The sequence below is a fragment of the Kurthia huakuii LAM0618 genome, assembly GCF_000505545.1.
Taxonomy (GTDB): Bacteria; Bacillota; Bacilli; order Bacillales_A; family Planococcaceae; genus Kurthia; species Kurthia huakuii.
The window spans coordinates 150,625-169,065 of sequence record NZ_AYTB01000015.1 but is presented as its reverse complement, the minus strand read 5'-3'; the positions used below and the strand labels follow the sequence as shown (position 1 = coordinate 169,065).

The 18,441-nt window shown below is 37.9% G+C and carries 20 protein-coding genes; 9 read left to right on the top strand and 11 right to left on the bottom strand.

Annotation, left to right across the window (positions count from 1 at the left end; translation table 11 throughout):
* Nucleotides 1–21 precede the first annotated feature (21 nt).
* Nucleotides 22–711, bottom strand: a complete 690-nt coding sequence (locus tag V514_RS19225) for a response regulator transcription factor (RefSeq protein ID WP_029500275.1) — start codon at nt 709–711, stop codon at nt 22–24.
* Between the two features lie 140 nt (nt 712–851).
* Here V514_RS19225 and V514_RS0112540 point away from each other — a divergent pair, with 140 nt between their 5' ends.
* The 5 genes from V514_RS0112540 to V514_RS0112520 all read left to right on the top strand — a co-directional run bounded on the left by V514_RS0112540 (nt 852) and on the right by V514_RS0112520 (nt 5,820).
* Nucleotides 852–1,211 (top strand): hypothetical protein, encoded by a 360-nt coding sequence (locus tag V514_RS0112540; protein WP_029500274.1) that lies wholly within the window; start codon nt 852–854, stop codon nt 1,209–1,211.
* 96 nt (nt 1,212–1,307) lie between these two features.
* Complete coding sequence (locus tag V514_RS0112535; RefSeq protein ID WP_029500273.1) at nt 1,308–2,090, top strand: ABC transporter ATP-binding protein; 783 nt, start codon at nt 1,308–1,310, stop codon at nt 2,088–2,090.
* Entirely contained in the window at nt 2,080–4,137 is a 2,058-nt protein-coding gene (locus V514_RS0112530) for an ABC transporter permease (protein ID WP_029500272.1), read from the top strand. The genes V514_RS0112535 and V514_RS0112530 overlap by 11 nt, the downstream gene beginning before the upstream one ends.
* The gene (locus tag V514_RS0112525; protein ID WP_035944812.1) at nt 4,124–4,822 is read left to right on the top strand and encodes a response regulator transcription factor; all 699 of its coding nucleotides are present in this window, start codon (nt 4,124–4,126) and stop codon (nt 4,820–4,822) included. The genes V514_RS0112530 and V514_RS0112525 overlap by 14 nt, the downstream gene beginning before the upstream one ends.
* Nucleotides 4,819–5,820 (top strand): sensor histidine kinase, encoded by a 1,002-nt coding sequence (locus V514_RS0112520; protein ID WP_029500270.1) that lies wholly within the window; start codon nt 4,819–4,821, stop codon nt 5,818–5,820. Before V514_RS0112525 ends, V514_RS0112520 begins: the two co-directional genes overlap by 4 nt.
* A gap of 122 nt (nt 5,821–5,942) precedes the next feature.
* Here V514_RS0112520 and V514_RS0112515 read toward each other — a convergent pair whose 3' ends face one another.
* On the bottom strand, nt 5,943–6,482 hold the full coding sequence (locus tag V514_RS0112515; RefSeq protein WP_029500269.1) for a GNAT family N-acetyltransferase: 540 nt from the start codon (nt 6,480–6,482) through the stop codon (nt 5,943–5,945).
* A 243-nt stretch (nt 6,483–6,725) separates the two neighbouring features.
* Between V514_RS0112515 and V514_RS0112510 the strand changes: the two genes are divergently transcribed.
* Nucleotides 6,726–7,208: a hypothetical protein gene (locus V514_RS0112510; protein WP_029500268.1), complete on the top strand. Its 483-nt coding sequence runs from the start codon at nt 6,726–6,728 to the stop codon at nt 7,206–7,208.
* A gap of 141 nt (nt 7,209–7,349) precedes the next feature.
* On the opposite strand, the gene V514_RS0112505 is transcribed toward V514_RS0112510, so the two are convergent.
* The 3 genes from V514_RS0112505 to V514_RS0112495 form a co-directional block, all read right to left on the bottom strand.
* Nucleotides 7,350–7,778 carry a hypothetical protein gene (locus V514_RS0112505; protein WP_029500267.1) on the bottom strand — a complete coding sequence of 143 codons (429 nt, stop codon included), beginning with the start codon at nt 7,776–7,778 and terminating at the stop codon, nt 7,350–7,352.
* Between the two features lie 62 nt (nt 7,779–7,840).
* Complete coding sequence (locus V514_RS0112500) at nt 7,841–8,356, bottom strand: type 1 periplasmic-binding domain-containing protein (RefSeq protein ID WP_029500266.1); 516 nt, start codon at nt 8,354–8,356, stop codon at nt 7,841–7,843.
* A 277-nt stretch (nt 8,357–8,633) separates the two neighbouring features.
* Nucleotides 8,634–9,281: a hypothetical protein gene (locus V514_RS0112495; RefSeq protein WP_152528981.1), complete on the bottom strand. Its 648-nt coding sequence runs from the start codon at nt 9,279–9,281 to the stop codon at nt 8,634–8,636.
* 42 nt (nt 9,282–9,323) lie between these two features.
* Here V514_RS0112495 and V514_RS20040 point away from each other — a divergent pair.
* Nucleotides 9,324–10,096 (top strand): IS5 family transposase gene (locus V514_RS20040; protein ID WP_152528980.1). Its coding sequence is split into 2 segments (ribosomal slippage): nt 9,324–9,639 and nt 9,639–10,096, totalling 774 coding nucleotides; the frame shifts between segments, so codons are not numbered across the junction.
* A gap of 525 nt (nt 10,097–10,621) precedes the next feature.
* On the opposite strand, the gene V514_RS0112475 is transcribed toward V514_RS20040, so the two are convergent.
* The 5 genes from V514_RS0112475 to V514_RS0112455 all read right to left on the bottom strand — a co-directional run bounded on the left by V514_RS0112475 (nt 10,622) and on the right by V514_RS0112455 (nt 15,551).
* Complete coding sequence (locus V514_RS0112475; protein ID WP_081715056.1) at nt 10,622–12,595, bottom strand: ABC transporter permease; 1,974 nt, start codon at nt 12,593–12,595, stop codon at nt 10,622–10,624.
* Nucleotides 12,579–13,340, bottom strand: coding sequence for an ABC transporter ATP-binding protein (locus V514_RS0112470; RefSeq protein ID WP_029500262.1), 762 nt, complete (start codon nt 13,338–13,340; stop codon nt 12,579–12,581). Before V514_RS0112470 ends, V514_RS0112475 begins: the two co-directional genes overlap by 17 nt.
* 92 nt (nt 13,341–13,432) lie before the next feature.
* Complete coding sequence (locus V514_RS0112465; RefSeq protein WP_029500261.1) at nt 13,433–14,386, bottom strand: sensor histidine kinase; 954 nt, start codon at nt 14,384–14,386, stop codon at nt 13,433–13,435.
* A complete protein-coding gene (locus tag V514_RS0112460; RefSeq protein WP_029500260.1) occupies nt 14,379–15,062 on the bottom strand; it encodes a response regulator transcription factor in 684 nt (227 codons plus the stop codon). The genes V514_RS0112465 and V514_RS0112460 overlap by 8 nt, the downstream gene beginning before the upstream one ends.
* A gap of 63 nt (nt 15,063–15,125) precedes the next feature.
* On the bottom strand, nt 15,126–15,551 hold the full coding sequence (locus tag V514_RS0112455) for a hypothetical protein (RefSeq protein ID WP_029500259.1): 426 nt from the start codon (nt 15,549–15,551) through the stop codon (nt 15,126–15,128).
* 205 nt (nt 15,552–15,756) lie between these two features.
* On the opposite strand from V514_RS0112455, the gene V514_RS0112450 reads away from it, so the two are divergent.
* Nucleotides 15,757–16,173, top strand: a complete 417-nt coding sequence (locus tag V514_RS0112450; RefSeq protein ID WP_029500258.1) for a pyridoxamine 5'-phosphate oxidase family protein — start codon at nt 15,757–15,759, stop codon at nt 16,171–16,173.
* Nucleotides 16,174–16,184: 11 nt separating this feature from the next.
* Nucleotides 16,185–16,601, top strand: a complete 417-nt coding sequence (locus V514_RS0112445; RefSeq protein ID WP_029500257.1) for a pyridoxamine 5'-phosphate oxidase family protein — start codon at nt 16,185–16,187, stop codon at nt 16,599–16,601.
* A gap of 42 nt (nt 16,602–16,643) precedes the next feature.
* Here the strand turns inward: V514_RS0112445 and V514_RS0112440 are convergent, their stop codons facing one another.
* Nucleotides 16,644–18,368: a sensor domain-containing diguanylate cyclase gene (locus V514_RS0112440; protein ID WP_029500256.1), complete on the bottom strand. Its 1,725-nt coding sequence runs from the start codon at nt 18,366–18,368 to the stop codon at nt 16,644–16,646.
* Nucleotides 18,369–18,441 lie beyond the last annotated feature (73 nt).

Below are 18,441 nucleotides of genomic sequence, written 5' to 3'. Positions count from 1 at the left end.
GTTTCAATTAATTGAAAAATTTTACAGCACATTCTTTTTCGTAATCGCAAATGTTACAAAAAAGTAAATTCCGTAGATTACGAGCATAACCGCGACAATCATCGCCGATAATGCGTACATCGTGAGTTCCTGATGAAAGCCTAACAACTGCACAAACTGCTCTGCAATAAGCGCTGTCGGAATCGTTAATAAGATTGGAACGAACACCGGAAAGGCGAAAAATAATAGTAATTGTTTGGCTAATGTGGTAGTTTGTAAACTTTTTGATACACCGATGCGCGCTAAAATGCGACTTTCATTTTTCGTTAACTCGATTGTTTCACCATGATAACACACTTTCAAATTAGCGATATCTAGCTGAAGCTCGCGCACTGTGCTCACCGTAGACGTTTGTCGCGTTAGCAACCGTTCCATACGCGCTAATAAAATCGCGGAATTGTACGGCTTATGAATATAATCATCCGCCCCAATCCGAAAGCCAATCAACTCATCTTCTGCCGCATCTCGCGCCGTCAAAAAAATAATCGGTATGTCAGACGTTTCGCGTATCGTGCGTGCGATTTCAAAGCCATTTTTCCCAGGTAAATTCACATCTAACAACGCCAAATCACAAGGGAAATCTGTCACTGTCTCATACCCTTGCAAACGCAAAAGAAATTGCAATTCTTCATAAATCACCGGGTCATCTTCCATTACTAAAATTTTATACATTTTATCACCATCACTATCCGTTCTATGTCATCTATTATAGCGAAAGGGCAGGTGATGTTGAAGGACGTACAAAAAACAGGAACGATCGTAACTTTCTCTACGGTATAATGATGTAAAAATACGTAAAAGAAGGTGCTCTTATGGAAAAAATTTCGATTGTACTCGCCTTTTTACTATTTAACGTCATATTATATGTCGATTTTTTCGGCAGTCACGTGAGTCTATTCTTCGCTATGGCGATATTAGTTGTACTACTATTACTAAGTTATGCATTTTCACGACACGAAAAATACGCGTGGACACTCTCTAAAAAAAATAGGGCCCTCTTATCAATGGTCGCAATAACCATCCTTATGTTACTAACGGTTATTTTCTACTTGTTTGGTGGTCGCTCGCAACATGGCCTAAATCCCACAGGCATCGTCATTTGGTTTGTCTACCTATTGTCGATGTGGCAAGCCTTTAAAACGTTGAAGAAAGATTCAGACCCTCAAAATTGAATAATTGTACGAAACCTTACGCCAACTGTAAGAATAATTTTCTTATTTTTTATAGTAAGGTATTACTAAGATTTAAAAAATAGGGGGTTCGTGATAATGCATACTTCGAAAAAAGTACTTGAAGTAAAAGAACTACATAAGATTTTTGGGAACGGACAAAGTGAAACAAAAGCATTAAATGGGATCACATGTGATGTTTTAGAAGGGGAATTTCTCGGTATTATGGGCGCTAGTGGCTCAGGTAAAACGACATTGCTCAATATTATCGCCACTATGCTCAAGCCGACATCTGGTAAAATCATATTAGACGGACAAAATATTTCATCGTTTAAAGGCTCACAACTTGCTGCGTATAGAGGCAACCAGATTGGCTATTTATTTCAGCAATTTGAACTGATTGATAATTTAACCGTCAAAGAAAACATTCTATTGCCTTTAGCCATTCACGGCAACAATTTAAACACGCAACAACAAGCTTTGCAACAGCTCACCACACAATTGGATATTGACGAGTTATTACACAAATTTCCGTCACATTTGTCTGGTGGTCAAAAACAACGAGTAGCTGCAGCAAGAGCTCTTATTTCAAACCCACGCATTGTGTTAGCTGATGAACCGACCGGCGCATTAGATACGAAAAATGCTAAAATTTTAATGGAAAAATTAACGGAACATAATCAGCAACACGCATCGACTATTTTGATGGTGACGCATGATGCGAATGCAGCAAGTTATTGTTCAAGAATTTTATTTATCCAGGACGGCGTTATTTTTCATGAATTACGAAAAAATAAACCTGAAGAATCGAATAGTACGTTTTATGAACGCATTGTGATGGTCATGGCACAACTTGCTGGAGGTAGTAGCAATGTTCTTTAACCTTGTGAAGCGTAATAGTCATCAATTACGAAAAGAAAATGGCGTATATTTTGCGTCACTTATTGTAGCCATTGTCGCTTTTTACGCGATTTTATCTTTAGGTGAACAAGATGTGATGCGCTATTTAAAAACCATTGAAAGTCATGCCGTAGAGCGCTTATTATTATTAATTCCTGTACTCTACATGGTTTCTTTAGTGTTTGTATTCTTTCTAGTGTATTTTGCAAACCGCTACCAGTTACAGCAACGTAGCCATGAACTCGGCTTATACTTATTAATGGGTATGAAACAACAAAAGCTATCCCTTATGCTTATAAGCGAAACGATGTGGAACAGCATCATCGCGTTAGTCATTGGCTTACCAATTTCGTGGTTTTTAACCGAGTTAATTAATTTAGCAACTGCCCGGTTAGTAGGACTAGGGATTATCGGCCATGTGTTACGCATTTCCTGGTCAGGCATGGCGCTAACTATTATTGGATTCTTTGTTGTACAACTGTTGGCGATGCTTCTTTTAAGCGCTAAATTGAGTAGCAAAGAACCGCTCGAACTACTCCATGAAGATAAAGCAAAAGCACAGCAACTGACCACACCTAAACATGGTATTATCAGCATATTATCAGGATTTTCTTTACTACTAGGTATGACTGCTTTATGTATTGCTTATGGCATGTCGATTTTATATTTGCGCGAGCTTCATTATCTAACATTTGCATTGATTTTATTTGTTGGCATAAGCGGAACATTTTTATTATTCCACGGCTTAGGAAATATCATAGGCGTTTATGTAAAGCGAAAAAGTACTTCTTCAACAGGGTTAGCGATGTTCACAGCAAGACAGCTACAAGAAAACGTTTTGTATCAGTGGAGTTCCTTAGCCATTTCTTCTTTATTAATGCTAGTTGCTATCATATGCTTCACATTCGGAACATCAATAGCACTAAATAATACGCCGGCGGAAAATCGCACAGTCGATTACACATTTAGCGGGACACAACAAGAAATGGAAGCGTTAGTAACGTCCGATGCCATAGCGCCTTATGTAGATCACTATTATGAGATGGCGCTACATAATTTCTATATCCCCGAAGAAAAAACAACTACATTAAGTTATCAATTTTCGTGGGATGGTTTGATACAAGCTGTCGAACAACAACCTGCGTCAGAAATCAAAGAGAATTTAGTAAATAATTTATCAATGGCTGGCACACCGTATTTCATTTCGCTAGCGAGTTATAATGCGATGCTTGAAACCGCTGGAAAAAAACCGCTTCAGTTGGCATCAAATGAAGTCGCGCTCTATACAAGTGATGCTAGAACATTTCCTTATAACTTATTAAAGCAAGCATTGAAAAAACAACCTACCCTGGAAATTGCTGAGCAACACTATACATTATCAGAAACCTTGTATTCCGTTCCAATCGTAGCTGACCGAGCGATTCAATTATCGTACGCCTTAATTGTTCCAACTGATTTATTCGATCGCTATTTTTCTGCTGACGAAAATAACTTTTGGAATATGACATTAAAAGAGGCATTTATTGAGGAAAAAGGGCTTATGCAAGCGATGTTTGAAGTCGATCAACAACTCGATTCACTCGGGGTGGATTATGAAAGTTATTTAACGAATATGGGTCGCCAACTCTTTTATACAGTCGCGGGAAGTTATACGACCTTTTATTTAGGCGTACTCTTTTTAATCGTTGCCAATACTGTCTTAGGGTTAAACTTTTTAATGCAACAACAACGCACGCGCCAGCGCTACGAAACACTAGCGATGCTTGGTAGCGACGTCGAACAAATTTGTGCATCTGCACGACAACAAATTTGGCTCTACTTCATGTTAGCCATTTCAGTCGCATTCATCAGTAGCATCGTTGGCATTTGGTCACTCGTAACACTCATGCCAACAACTGTGGTTAACTTACAAAGCGGCATTACTATGAGTCTAGTCATGCTGTTAGTTATCGGCATTGAAATAAGCTACATTCGAATCATCCAACGAAAAAGTAATACAGAAATTAGAAAATTAAATGAAATTGAGTAAAGGTGTTGATATCGTGAATATTGTCATTGTAGAGGATGACATTTTCCTACGTGAAGAATTACAAAATATTTTACAAAAAGAGGGGTACTCGGTAGAGAGTATCTCTTCTTTTGATACACCGCTTGAAGCGATTATCGCTTGCAAACCCGGTCTCGTGTTATTAGATTTAAATTTGCCAAACTTATCCGGCTTTCAAATTTGCCGACACTTAAAATCCAAAGGCATCGGTCCTATTCTTGTTTTAACAGCACGCAATCAAATTCGAGATGAACTTCATGCGCTAGAATTAGGCGCCGATGATTTTTTAACAAAACCATGTCATCCAAAAAGATTGCTTGCTCGAATAAAAAAATTGCAGCAACTATATGCGAAAATGCCCGTTCTTTTAAAGTCTGGGATGTTTCAATTGGATTTAAAAACACATGAATTATACGTTGCTGAACAATCTCTTTTATTATCTGAAAATGAAAGTACAATGATGAAAGTCTTAATGCAAGCTGCTCCAAGTATTGTAAAGAAAGAACAGCTTTTTTATGAATTATGGGGAAGTAGTGCTTATGTCGATCAAAATATACTCCAAGTAAATATGACGCGACTTCGCAAAACATTAGCTAAAATCGAAATGGCGCATCACATCAAAACCATTCGTGGTGTTGGCTATCAATTAGCAGGTCATGATTCATGATAAAACAATCATATTGGGTTTTATTACTTTGTTTAAATAGCGGGTTTTTCATTTTTTTAGCATGGCTAGCCTATCCTGAAACCTTTAAGTTATTAGTATTAACCATGTTGATGTTCACGTTTGGCACCATTTTTCTAGGCATCGTTGTGACAAAAAAACAGCAACGAACACAACATAAATTATTTTATCAATTGTTAAAAGAGCCTTCTGTCGAACATGAAATGAAGCTGCAACAAACGGTAAAGAAAATACATAGCGCACCACTGCATGATTTAGCAGTGCAATTACGTCAATTACATGACGCATTACAAGAGGCCAATTACCAATCCTCTGAGTATGAAAGCTTCATAGAGAGCTGGGTTCATGAAATCAAAACGCCACTGTCATTAAGTCATTTTATTTTGCAAAATCGCCAGCACGAAATGTCACCGTTCGTTTATCAGCGGCTAAATCGAGCCAACATCACGATTCATGATTATGTCGAACGTATTTTATTTTATGCAAAACTGCAAGCTACACATGTTGATTATAATTTGAAAGCTATTTCGACTACGGAATGCCTAGAAGATGTGTTACTAGAGCTCGATTCTTTAGTAGAAGAGCAGCATGTACACGTCCAAACAAACATGGAGGACCTCCCAATTATTTCAGATGACAGAGCTCTCCATTTCATTCTCACCCAGCTATTTGTAAATGCCATCAAATATCAAAACACGCACATCGACAGTTATATTTGGATAGACACAGGCTTTGATGATTCAAAAGGTTGTTATTATATTCAAGTCGCTGATAATGGTTTAGGTATTTTACAAGCTGATTTACCATTTATTTTTGATAAAGGCTTTACAGGGAATGCGCCTCATCAAAAACAAGCGACGGGTATGGGTTTATTTTTAGTAAAAAAATTGTGTGATGATTTGCAAATTGAGATTGAATTTGATTCACGTTATAGAGAAGGTTTTACAATTCAATTGTTCTTTCCAAAAGTCAATCGCTAATCTTTTTTTAAGGTTTAATGAGATATTAAAAAAGCCATGAACGCTGTTAAATCAACATTCATGGCTTTTTTCGTATCTTCTTTGGAATGTTTGTTCATTTATCGATGTATGACTATACAGGATTAAGCTTGTTGCACTTTCCATTCTTCTCGTAAAATGCCCATTCTAATGGAATCGTAGTAATTTCCCTCATAATAACGAACTTTACGAATACGAGCTTCTAATTGCATTCCTAATTTTTCACCTACACGAATCATCCGTTCATTTCCAGACCATGTAGTGAAGCCAACACGAACTAAAGGCATCGTATTGAATAAGTGATCAATCCAGAGTTTTAAAGTTCGAGTACCAAGCCCTTTTCCCCAGTTTTCACCTTTGTAAAAAAGAATGCCCATCTCTAACCATTTCGAAGGTTCATGTTCCCAATAATAAGATACTGTTCCACATAAAATACCGTCTACTTCGATTACCCAAACTTTTTGTTGACTCACCCACCCTCTTCCGATAGGTAAAAATTCATCGAAAGATTTTGTTTCATGCGAGTAATACGGTGCATTCCATTTTTTCCATTCAGGTTTTTCTTCGTTAAATTCTAATTCCCAAATACGATGTAAATCTGTTTCTTCTATTGGACGGATTATTAAGTTTTGATCTTTATACAAGTTGCAATTCCTCTTTTCAAAATAAAATCGTTTTAAATATGGCAACTCATTATAACAAGCTCACCTTTTTATAACAAGCTCACCTTTCCCTCCCATTTTCCTCATATCTTTATCAACATAGTCACACTTTTCCCAAAGAGTAATTTGGGAACATTTATTTGAATGTCTTTGTATGAAAATTATGTAAATTATCTTCCAGTTAATCCGATATTAAAAATATTAAAGATGGGAAGTGTGAGTTATATGATTCAACAAGTTGGCGGCACTGGGCAAAGTACGCAAGTTTTCAGTAAGAAAATTAATCAAGCAACAGAAGATAATTTTTCAAAGGTATTAACCTCATCTACAGATAAGCTCGAAACAAATGAAGTGGATGAATCGATTTATGATGATATTGCAAATAAATATGACGTACGCAATATGACTTTTGAAGAATTAAAAGAAGTCGCACAAGAACTATATGAAGCGGGTGCTATTACTGGAAAAGAAGTTATGACAATGACGTTCGACTATGGTCGTGCAACACAGTCTATAAAGCAAGCAGCAAACGGATTAGCTGCACCTAACTTTTCAATATATGAAACAAGTGCAGACGCATTTGGACGCAGAGATTGGATTGCTGAATTTGCAGCACGTGCTGCAAAAGATAGACAATACGGAAACTTAATTGGTAATGCAAATAAAACAAAAATCATGAGTATTCTGCAATTATTAGACCGAGAATAGGAGATTTACCTAAAAGGAGTGTCGCTCAATTAAAGGACATTCCTTTTTATTCTGCCCATCTATTCACAAGCAATCAAAATACCCCCTCTTCAATTGAATAAGGGGGTATTGGTTACCAAAGTGGCATTTGGGAAGGTTATGTTAGTTTCTAACAAACTTATACGACTCACTTAACTCATAGCGTACTGTATTTTCCTCACAGAATAGTATTAAGTCTTGGTAGACTGTAGTAGGTTTAAACAACGAAACTCGAATAGAAGGTCCTTTGTTTAATTGAATAATGGCTGATTTTGCTTTCCAGCCGCTTCTTTTAAAAATGATTTTTTCAATATCTGTTATCTCTATGTTTTTAGCATAAATCTTTATACTAAATATCCGCATTTCATAAGCAATCCCAGATTTTTTTATCCAAAACGAATAGCTTATAAAAGACATTAAAATGCATATGATACACATTGCTAAAGCAGTCCATTTCAAGATTGATATATCTTTGTTTAAAGTACCTAACAATAAACATAATAATGCCAAACATAGTATTAAGCTGCGTTGAGCATTTGCCGTATATTTCATATGATAATTCCTCTTTCATAATTAGACTTTATCATCTAATTCTCTCAGTTTAGTGATAACGCTTATAACGCTGCAACCTTTTCAAATATCTCTTTGTACAGGCTATTTACATTCTTATCATTGTTTAAATAAAAATACCAAACATCCTCACTATTTTGGTTTAAATGTGGCATATAAACTGTCGTATGAGCATCATTTTCTAATGCTGCACTATCAGCCGTTTCATAAGTGATACCATCGTTCAAAAACGGTAAATGTCTCTTTTCTGAATCAAAAAAGACAATCGGTATTTCAAGATCTTGATAAACAGCTATCAATGAATCATTTGAAGCTTCTTCAAACATTGATGGCGTAATCAAAACCCCATCAAACTGCTTTGACATCTTTTTAGAATCATCTCTAAGCGTTTCTAATGTAACTTGATTAAAATATACCTTTTCGCTATGTATGTCAGGTATATCTCCTATCACAGCAATTCTTAAAGATGCTCCTTCATAATGCACATTCTCATTTGAACATGCACTTAAAATAAATAAGCCCATTATGCATACAACACTTAACATCACTTTAAACTTCACGATATCCCTCCTAATTTTCCCCTTATATTTCTAGACATAAACCGGAAATACCTTCAAAAAAAGAAAACCAAACCTGTATTTGGGAAACAAAATCTCTCCAATTCCGTAAGTACCGATCACACTTTTCCTTGCGTACTTTCATAAATCATAATGTTAACCAGAAAAGCCTAACTGCGGACGTGATTTTTCGTCTACACCAGGATTTTTTTTATATGTTTTTTTATTGGCCATCGTGGTGCTCTTTGCCATGATCGGCTAACAAAAAAAGAAACTTTTATTAAATTGAATTACGATACCCCTGCTTCATTTTTTCAGACGTATTCATTTCCAAAACAGGCTTTTCCACTTGGTAAATATGCGCGCGGTCTAATCGTATTTTTTGTTCTTCATCCTTTTTTTGTTGCAGTAATGACATCATATCATTTGTATCCATCAAGGAACCATTTGGTTTTACTAATCCTATTTCATATAAATGTTGGATGGTTGGAAGACTTTTCATATATTCCGCTGTATTGATACTTTGTCCATACACTGTCGCATGCTTAAAAAAAGTAGACCAGTTGCCATTTTCCACTTGCTGCTTGGCATCTGCCGCATTTAATGCCTGTTGTGGATTAACGATGTCTCCCTTTTCTACAAGATAAAAAAAGTCAAATAGACTCATAGATTGTCCACTTGAAAATTCATCAGGAAATCCATCAGATGATAATCCACATAAGCGATCATAAATCATTTTCAGAGGCCCTTCATTATCTTGAATATCCTTCCATCTGACCACATCTTCTTCAGAAAATTTATCGGCTAATAAAGCTCTTCCTACGTTGATACCCGCAACATATGTATGACCATATTTGTCATATTGAATTTTTTTCTCTTCTACAGGTTGCTCTGATTTTACTAGGTTCTGTCTAAAAACTATTTCCACCCCATGATATAATGGTGTAAATCAGAAAATGGGGTGGATGAAATGGCGCCAAGTCGTTACGAATTAACAGATGAACAGTGGAAACAAATTGAAGGGTTCTTCCCACCGTACACAACCGGTCGTCCTTCAAAACGAAGTAACCGTGAGATGTTCAATGCGATGCTGTGGGTTGCGCGTAGTGGCGCACCTTGGCGTGATCTGCCAGAACGCTATGGCTTTTGGAAAACGGCATATGCGCGCTTTTGTAAATGGCGCAATGACGGGACACTCATTTTGATTTTTCAGGCGCTTCAAATCGAACCTGATTTTGAAAACGTAAGCATCGATTCAACAAGCGTTCGCGCTCACCAACATAGTGCGGGGGCAAAAAAAACGCCATCGATACCGAAGTTGCCCAACACATCGGTGTAAGTCGTGGCGGAAAAACAACGAAAATCCATGCCATTGTGGATGCGTTAGGCAACCCATTGTTATTTCAACTAACAGCTGGAAACGTGCATGATAGCCAACCTGCTTGTGATATGTTCGACCAACTTCCAATCGCGGGCAGTAACGTATTAGGTGATAAAGCGTACGGTACAAAGGCGATTCGCGACAAACTGACAAGTAAAGGCGCACATTATACGATTCCACCACGTACGAACGCCAAAGAACCGTGGTCTGTCGATTGGTATCTCTACAAAGAGCGTCACGTAGTCGAATGCTTTTTCAATAAAATCAAACACTTTCGCCGAGTGGCAACCCGTTACGACAAATTAGCCACTTCTTTTTTGGCATTCGTTTATATCGCTGCGATTTTCAAATTGACGCAATAAGGTAGAGTTTTTAGACACGTCCTAAATTTTCATTGTTTTTTTTAGTTTCTGTCGTGGAAACATTCTGATTAGCGAAAAGCTGGTTTGTGTTGTTAATACTCGTAAGCATGTAATTCCTCCTTTGTTTAATCATAGTATCGGTAAGTTTCTTTTTATGTTAAATGATTCCAATTTATCATTTAAAACGACAATAAACGGAAGATTTTCAGTTTTTAAAACTAAATGAATTAAAAAACCACTTCAAAAATTTGAAGTGGCATTTTCAAAAGTAGATTTATTTAAAACTTCGACCAAGCACTTCTTTGTCCTGCTCATCTAAGTAACAACTAAATTTCAAGTTTTGGATAGCGGTATCTGTGAAAGTAACCGCAGCTTCACTTTTTTTAGTGGGCGAACCCCTGCTTGTTTGCACCCTAGTTTAACAAAAACAGATGTTCTTCACCCGCTTTTAAGCACTGCAAAAACATGCATGCATCACTCACCTACTCGTTCCACTCATTGACGAGGACGTCTTCTGCGAAAAGATCACAAACTTTTCGCGACAATTGAACGGTAATAACGCATCGTTAAGAATGCAAATAATAAATACAGCACGATATAAATCGCGAGCACCGTCATAAATGGCTTTTCATAGCCAACGCCAAATAAAATCCAACCAGCTTTAATGGCGAAGAAGCTATGACAAATCCCAATTAATAATGGGAACCCAAAGTTGAATAATTGCTTGTAACGCACACCGCGCATCAATTCTTGCTCAGTAAAACCAATTTTACGCAACATCGCAAATTGTGGTGCTTCGTCTTCCGCTTCGCTCATTTGTTTAAAGTACAAAATACTACCTGTCGTTAATAAAAAGGCTAATCCTAAAAATGCGGCGACGAAAATAATAATGCCCATCATCTCAAGTAATGCGCGATATTCTTCGTCTTGTGTCGATAGCGTCATGTCAAAGCCATCATCTCGTTTAAATTGGCCATCTGTCACTTCATAATAAATTTTTTGTGCTTGTGCTAATTGTTTTTTGTCCACTAAATTATAGCCAGTGAATACGGTAATCGATGTTTTTTCTTGTTGATGCTTTTTCAACTCATGATAAAGGCTATCAGATGTCACCATAACCGGCATGCCATAGCTAAATAGTGATGGTAATAAGCTTTGATCATGTAAGGACACCAGTTTAACTTTTTGTTTGAGTGCTGATAACTCAAAAGTTTTCTGTTCTTCTAATGGCAACATAAATTCAGTTATTGTACTGTAGCCAAAAATAGCTGTTTCATCTTCTGCAAGTGTCACATCAGGCGCTGCTTTTTTCACTTGCCCTTCTTTTAATACATAAAGAGAAGTATCTGGATTTTCTTGGAGCACTTCTGGCAATTGACGACCGAGCGCATCCGTCAAATTAACATCCGCACGAATTAAATCAAACTGATATTTTTTGTAGCCAATCCCCGCTTCATCAAACGCTTTGTCTAGCGCTGTATGCTGTTTATTCACAACGCCCATATCAAATGGCATACTTTCTTTCGAACGTACTTCTGCAGAGGAATACGAGATATACGATAATGTCAGGACACCGATTGCTAACGCTGTTAAGGTCGTAATTAACGCAAGGGATAATGCATTGGTTTTCATGCGATGCATGATCGGTGAAATGGCCACGATATCAACAATCTTCACATGCCCTTGGCGTGCTTTACGCTGAATATTTAAAAGCGCTGCGACACTAAAGCGGAAAAATAAATACGTCCCGATAATCGTCGATGCTAAAATCGTGAGCATCGCTGTATATAAGCCCGTTGCCGTCTTCACAATATCTTCATTGAACAGCTGTGTCGATAAGTAATACCCTAGAGCAATTAAACCAATTCCCATAAAGCCAATAACCATGCTTCCCCAAGAAAAGCGTTTTACACGCTGTTCTGCTTTTGCAGACACATGAAATAAATCAATAAGCTTTGTACGACTCATATGCACGAGAGACTGCAAATACATGATCATAAATAAAATGACAAAAACAAACAGTGTTTGCAGCAAGGCGGACACCGAAAAGTCAATGATGACCACACGTTCTACGTCAACAACTTTTAAAAATAACAGTGCAAAGAAGCGACTAAATATGGCGCCAAGCCCGACTCCCACTGCAATTGCAGCGAGCCACATAATACTGTTTTCAAGCAATAACATGCGAGCAATGCGACTCTTTGGTAAGCCAATGAGTTGATATAACCCAAATTCTTTACTACGACGTTTCATGAAAAGCTGATTCGCATACAAGACGAAGAAAAAGACAATAACGACTAAAATAACCGAACCGGCTTTAAACGCCGCGCCTGCTTTTACACTCGTTGTATTCATTTCAACAACGCTTGGATTGGCAGCTAATGTTAAAAATGAAAAGTATAAGCCGCTACTAAAAATTAACGCAATAAAATAAAGGCCATATAAGCGGCTATTTTTCCACATAGTACGAAATACGAGTGTGCTAAGCTTCATAGCCATCACCGCCCAAAATTGCTTGCGTATTTAAAATATTTTCAAAGAACTGCTTACGGGTTTGTTCCCCCTTATAAAGCTCGGTATAAAGCTTGCCATCCTTTAAAAATAATACGCGACTACAATAGCTTGCAGCTACCGCATCATGCGTCACCATTAAAATCGTCGTCTTTTGCGCTTCATTTAATTCCGATAATTTTTCAAGGAGTGCAGCAGCGGCTTTTGAATCAAGCGCGCCAGTTGGTTCATCACCAAAAACGATCGCTGGTTGAACAATCAATGCCCGTGCCGCTGCCGTACGTTGTTTTTGCCCACCACTAATCTCATTTGGATATTTATGTGCTAGCTCTTGTATCGCTAACTCATTCATTAAATGGTGTACGCGCATTTCGGCTTCTTGTTTGGAAACATTACTTACCGCCAGTGGCAGTAAAATATTTTCTTTCACCGTTAGCGTCTCAAGTAAATTATAATCTTGAAAAATAAAGCCCATTTGCGTACGGCGAAAAGTTGCGAGTTTTTTGCTTGAGAGTTGCGCCAAGCTTTGCCCATTAATCGCTACATCTCCACTTGTCGGCTGATCGATAGAGCATAGTACATTAAGTAGCGTCGTCTTCCCTGACCCAGATGGCCCCATAATGCCAACAAATTCGCCTTCATCTGCTTGAAAGCTAATACCTTTTAACACTTCAACTTGATTGCGACGCTTGCCATAGGTTTTATGCAAGTGCGTTGCGTTTAAAATTTCCATAGTTGATTCCCCCACATTTCGTAATACGTTTAGTTTACGCATTATCGCGAGAAAAATCGTTCGATTCACATGACAGCAACGTGACAAATTCGTCACATACGCACTTTTGAATACGTGTTTTCCTCTGGAAAGTGAATGACCATATCCGTACCGTCACTAGAAAAGGCCTCCAATGTAAGACCGAGCTTTTTCGCTGTTTGATTTGCTAAATATAGGCCCATCCCTGTTGAGGCAGATTGTTTACGCCCAATTGAACCCGTAAACCCTTTTTCAAATACGCGAGGTAAGTCTGCCATCGTAATCCCGATACCATCATCATGAATGACAAGCTGCTGTTCTGTATAACGAATCGTAATGACCCCACCAACCTGACTATATTTCACAGCATTCGATAACAGTTGGCGGACGATAAAACGCAGCCATTTTTCATCGGTCACAATCATGTCATCGCCAACGTCCAATTCAATTTCTAAATCTTTTAAGAAACACCAGTTTTGCAATTCTTGTACTTCCTTGATAATGGCGCGGCGAAGCGGTACCTTTTGGAACAATAAATCTTGTTCGGTAGCAGAAAGTCGCAATGTATGAAGCGATTGATCAACGAGTAAATGAATGCGTAGCCACTCGACTTCGAGTTGCTGCTTTGTGTCGCCATACGGCAATTCATCTAATAGTAAACGCATGGCCGTTAGCGGCGTTTTCACTTCATGCACCCATGCTAGTTGAAAATCGCTTGCTTCCCTAATTTCCGCTTGTGTCTTATGCAATAAGCGCACCGCGTCGAGTTCGACTTGTTCGGCTTGCGCGTTGTATAACTCTAAATAGCTCGTCGCCTGTTGAACGTTTATATTGTGCAAGCGTTTATAATCGCGGAAAAAGCGATACCCAACAAACAGCGCGAAAAAAAAGAGCAACGTCGCATTCAAATAAATAACAGCAACACTTTTCAAATCGATTTCAAGCGCTAGTAACCCATTCATCCAAAGAAAGCAAAATAAGAAAAACAGCCACATTGCGCGGTGCTCACGCCAAAACAATTTAAACATCGTGCGTCACAGCCATATAGCCAAGCCCCTTTTTCGTCACAATTACATCAACAAGGCCAAGCTCCTCTAATTTACTACGCAAACGATTGACATTAACCGTCAGCGTATTGTCATTGACAAAGCGTGCATCATCCCACAAGCGTTTCATCAAATTATCACGCGATACAATTTCATCGGGTGATTCAAGTAACACTTTCAAAATAAATTGCTCATTTTTCGTTAACTCAATGACTTGTGCCTCTTTTGAAATCGTGCTCGCCGCATAATCTACATGCGCATTATGAAATGTCGTTATTTCCTCTTTCGTCTCTTGATAGTCATACGTGCGGCGCAAAATCGCCTGTACTTTTGAGCGCAATACATCCATATGAAATGGCTTTTGCACGTAGTCATCGGCGCCCATTTGCATCGCCATCACCATATCTAGTGGCTGGTCACGCGATGATAAAAATAAAATCGGCACCGTTGAAATCGCTCGGATTTGACGACACCAATGAAAGCCATCAAATGCCGGCAATTGAATGTCAATCATAACAAGCTGCGGAGCTACTACTTCAAAGTCATGCAACACATCATGAAAGTCTGTTGGCGTCACAACATGATAATTCCACGCCACAAAATCTTTTTGTATTTGTGATGCAATAACCGCATCATCTTCAATTAATAATATGTTCATTTTTTCCACCTCATTCTCTTCAAGCATAAAAAAACAGCTTGCTTTACGCAAGCTGTTTCGACATTAATCAAATTTTTGTTGATACAAAATCGATGTATTAAAGCGGAATTTTTTTAGTAATGCCGCGTCCACTTCGACATAAACCATTGAAGAATCGAATAACCATACGTCATTTTTCTTCACTAGATTATTTAACCACAAATGTTGTCTGCGCTCACCTTTCTCGGTAAAATGAACCGTTGTCACATACACTTTACGCTGTTCATTAATCGAAAAATGCGCGACATTTACGAGCTCCACCTGTTCATGTTCATGATAATGCTTAAATAATTTTTCTAACTCACACAGCGCCTGCTCACGTTCATAACGCGTTTCTTGTGAGCAAATAGTCGTTATAGTAAATTGCTCCGTACACTGCGCTACCCATGCTTTAAAATCTTCACTAGAAAATGTTTTTTGTACGTTGTTGCCAATCGACTGAAAGTTCATTCAAACGCCTCCTCATATTCTATCTCAAAAAAATATCATTTATAGCATGTACTTCTTTTCATTTTAATGAAATTTTACAAAATAAGGTAGTGTTTTCGACAAATAGATGAAAAAAGTACAATTCTACGATTAATTTTGGTATTTTTACGTGAAATTTATTATTTTTTCGTATTTTAGGGAATAGTTTATCGAAGGAGTGATGACAATGGATACAAAAGAACAAGCACTAGAAATCTTATCGCTACAACCATATGGCGTCATGGGCACTGTTGCACAAACAAAGCCTTATGCGCGCATTATGACATTTATCCATGATGAAAATTTGAAGCTTTATACAATCGCGCCAGAACACTCTACTATTTTAAGGCAGCTAGAAAGTAAACCCTTTACGCACATTCTTTATGGCTACAAAGATTCTGATGATGATGTTTTCCTTGAGATTGAAGGACATGTAGACATCACAGATGATGACGTGAAAAAGGATGAGATTTTACAAACATTTAATCATATCCACCACAATACGTTTAATGATGAGCACAATGTATTATTGTGCGTCACACCTGTACGCATGCGTATTATGCATACAACACAGAACGAACCACGCGATGTTATTATCCATTAGGGAGTGATTTTATGACGATAGAAGAACATATTCGACTTGTATTAGACCGCGCTTCGATTGGTACATTATATACCGTTCATGAAGGAAATCCATATGGGCGCTATATGACATTTCGCAGTGATGGTGCGACATTATACACTGTTACCGATAAACATTCTGCCAAATTAATGGACATTGAAAAAAATCCACATGTTCATGTGCTATTAGGTTACCAACCAGGCACTGAAAATAACTATTTAGAATTTGAAGGACAAGTTACCGATGTCATTGATGATAATTTACGCATGAAAATGCGAAATTTTTTCCGTTTAGTATTTCAAAAGGATGCTACGGAAGTTACGTTGTTAAAAATCGAGCCGTCCGTTATTTATTTGCATACACAAGATGGCTCTCCAGCGCAAAAACTTGTCTTGCCAGCTGATTTATAAACGATGAAAAAAGCAGGAACCCCACTCGGGCCCCTGCTTCTTTTATGCTTGTACACAATTTCTACCGCTAGCTTTTGCTAAATATAATAATTCATCTGCTTTGTTTACTAACTCATCAGCAGTCGTTTCATTCGTATACGTCCTCACGCCAAAACTTGCTGTCACTTGCTTTACCTTACGACCTAAATGCGCTAACTTTGCCTCTTCAATATGCTGCCTTAACATTTCAGCAAATGCTTTGGCCTCTACAGCATTATGTGCTGTCACAAGCACAAATTCTTCCCCACCATAACGCGCAAACAATACGTGTTGTGGCAATACTTCATTGATTAGGGCAGCAAATTTTTTCAGTAATCGATCTCCTGCTACGTGACCATAGTAGTCATTGTATTGCTTGAATTCATCGACATCGAGCATAATCAGCGACAAATTTTCCCCAGACTGTTGTGCATATTGAAAGCGCTCATCAATTTTTTCATTAAAATAACGGCGATTTGCAATTCCTGTTAAGCTATCTTGCCATGCGATTAACGCCAGCTGTTCATTTTTTTCTTCTAATTGCTTCGTGCGGAGCGCCACTTCTTCATCAAGCGATGTGTTCAGCTTAATCAGTTGTGTACGCCCTTTCGCAAAATCTTTTGCAATCGCAATTAACTGCAACAATAAATAAATAGACACAGCAGGCATCGTCATCTCTAACGGAACCGTAATGATGCCACTACCTTTTAAATAATCTAAAATGACACCGCTAAAAACAATTGCTGCACCAATCATATGAAGCCGCGACACCCATTTACTCGAGCGTACCGAGCACATCATAATATATAATAAATAGCCAAATACCGGCAGCATCGTCCATGACAATTTAAAAAATAATGTTTGGAAAACAACAGGTGGTGTCGTTAATGTCATTAACATTAAAAAGCCACAAATCGACCAAACGCCATGTACAATCCATTTTGAAAAACGCTGTTCATAATACAATTTCATTAAATAAATAAAAATCGCGAAGCAAAGCAACGTCCAAAAATATTCCATTTTCGTTGCCCAAACGTATGAAATACTCGTTATTTTTTCATAGAGGAATGGCACAGCGAAAAATGAACGTGTTGCAAAGCTCAAGCAAAACAAACCAAAAACAAAAAACTCTCGTAAGTCTTTTAAAAACCACGCAAAAATCAGCATCAATAATCCCATCATAAACATCAACCCGGTCATAATAGCGTTGCGGTAAAATTGCGCGTTGACATGGCGATCAATTGCCGTTTGATTGCCGATATAAATAGAGTTTTCAAAGCCACCTCGAATATGGTGGAAACTCGACATTTCCATTTGGAACGTCACGCTGCTCTTAGTCGGTGTAAAATAAGCGGTACGCGCGGCGAGCATTGTTTCATGCTGTCTCTCCGGCCCAACTTGCCCTGCTTCAACAAGTTTTTCACCGTCCACATAAAAAGCATAGGCACTATATTCAAATGGAATATGAACGGCTAAGCGATGATTTCGCCACTCTTTAGGAACTTGCCACGTCCGAACGTATGTCCCGTATGTGTTTTTTATACCTATTTCTTTTTGAAATGAACTTGGTATTTGGACACTCTTCCCTTGTTCAAATATTCCTTTTGACATCAGTTTTTCATGATAAAACACCCATTCCCCATCTAATGAAGAAGGTTGATTTTCTGGCGACAATGTATGGGCAGAAACCGAAAAACTACTGCTCATGAACGTGATAACTACCACGATGATTGCAATTAATTGTTTCATAATCTTTTTACCTCAAACTGTTTTTCTTCTTATAACTACTATATTAGCATTAAATAAGACATTCGTTAATTTT

What these genes read in the sequence shown, in the direction of transcription:
- V514_RS19225 (WP_029500275.1), bottom strand. Translation starts at nt 711, where the DNA reads ATGTATAAAATTTTAGTAATGGAAGATGACCCGGTGATTTATGAAGAA.
- V514_RS0112540 (WP_029500274.1), top strand. Translation starts at nt 852, where the DNA reads ATGGAAAAAATTTCGATTGTACTCGCCTTTTTACTATTTAACGTCATA.
- V514_RS0112535 (WP_029500273.1), top strand. Translation starts at nt 1,308, where the DNA reads ATGCATACTTCGAAAAAAGTACTTGAAGTAAAAGAACTACATAAGATT.
- V514_RS0112530 (WP_029500272.1), top strand. Translation starts at nt 2,080, where the DNA reads ATGTTCTTTAACCTTGTGAAGCGTAATAGTCATCAATTACGAAAAGAA.
- V514_RS0112525 (WP_035944812.1), top strand. Translation starts at nt 4,124, where the DNA reads ATGAAATTGAGTAAAGGTGTTGATATCGTGAATATTGTCATTGTAGAG.
- V514_RS0112520 (WP_029500270.1), top strand. Translation starts at nt 4,819, where the DNA reads ATGATAAAACAATCATATTGGGTTTTATTACTTTGTTTAAATAGCGGG.
- V514_RS0112510 (WP_029500268.1), top strand. Translation starts at nt 6,726, where the DNA reads ATGATTCAACAAGTTGGCGGCACTGGGCAAAGTACGCAAGTTTTCAGT.
- V514_RS0112505 (WP_029500267.1), bottom strand. Translation starts at nt 7,778, where the DNA reads ATGAAATATACGGCAAATGCTCAACGCAGCTTAATACTATGTTTGGCA.
- V514_RS0112475 (WP_081715056.1), bottom strand. Translation starts at nt 12,595, where the DNA reads ATGGCTATGAAGCTTAGCACACTCGTATTTCGTACTATGTGGAAAAAT.
- V514_RS0112470 (WP_029500262.1), bottom strand. Translation starts at nt 13,340, where the DNA reads ATGGAAATTTTAAACGCAACGCACTTGCATAAAACCTATGGCAAGCGT.
- V514_RS0112465 (WP_029500261.1), bottom strand. Translation starts at nt 14,386, where the DNA reads ATGTTTAAATTGTTTTGGCGTGAGCACCGCGCAATGTGGCTGTTTTTC.
- V514_RS0112460 (WP_029500260.1), bottom strand. Translation starts at nt 15,062, where the DNA reads ATGAACATATTATTAATTGAAGATGATGCGGTTATTGCATCACAAATA.
- V514_RS0112455 (WP_029500259.1), bottom strand. Translation starts at nt 15,551, where the DNA reads ATGAACTTTCAGTCGATTGGCAACAACGTACAAAAAACATTTTCTAGT.
- V514_RS0112450 (WP_029500258.1), top strand. Translation starts at nt 15,757, where the DNA reads ATGGATACAAAAGAACAAGCACTAGAAATCTTATCGCTACAACCATAT.
- V514_RS0112445 (WP_029500257.1), top strand. Translation starts at nt 16,185, where the DNA reads ATGACGATAGAAGAACATATTCGACTTGTATTAGACCGCGCTTCGATT.
- V514_RS0112440 (WP_029500256.1), bottom strand. Translation starts at nt 18,368, where the DNA reads ATGAAACAATTAATTGCAATCATCGTGGTAGTTATCACGTTCATGAGC.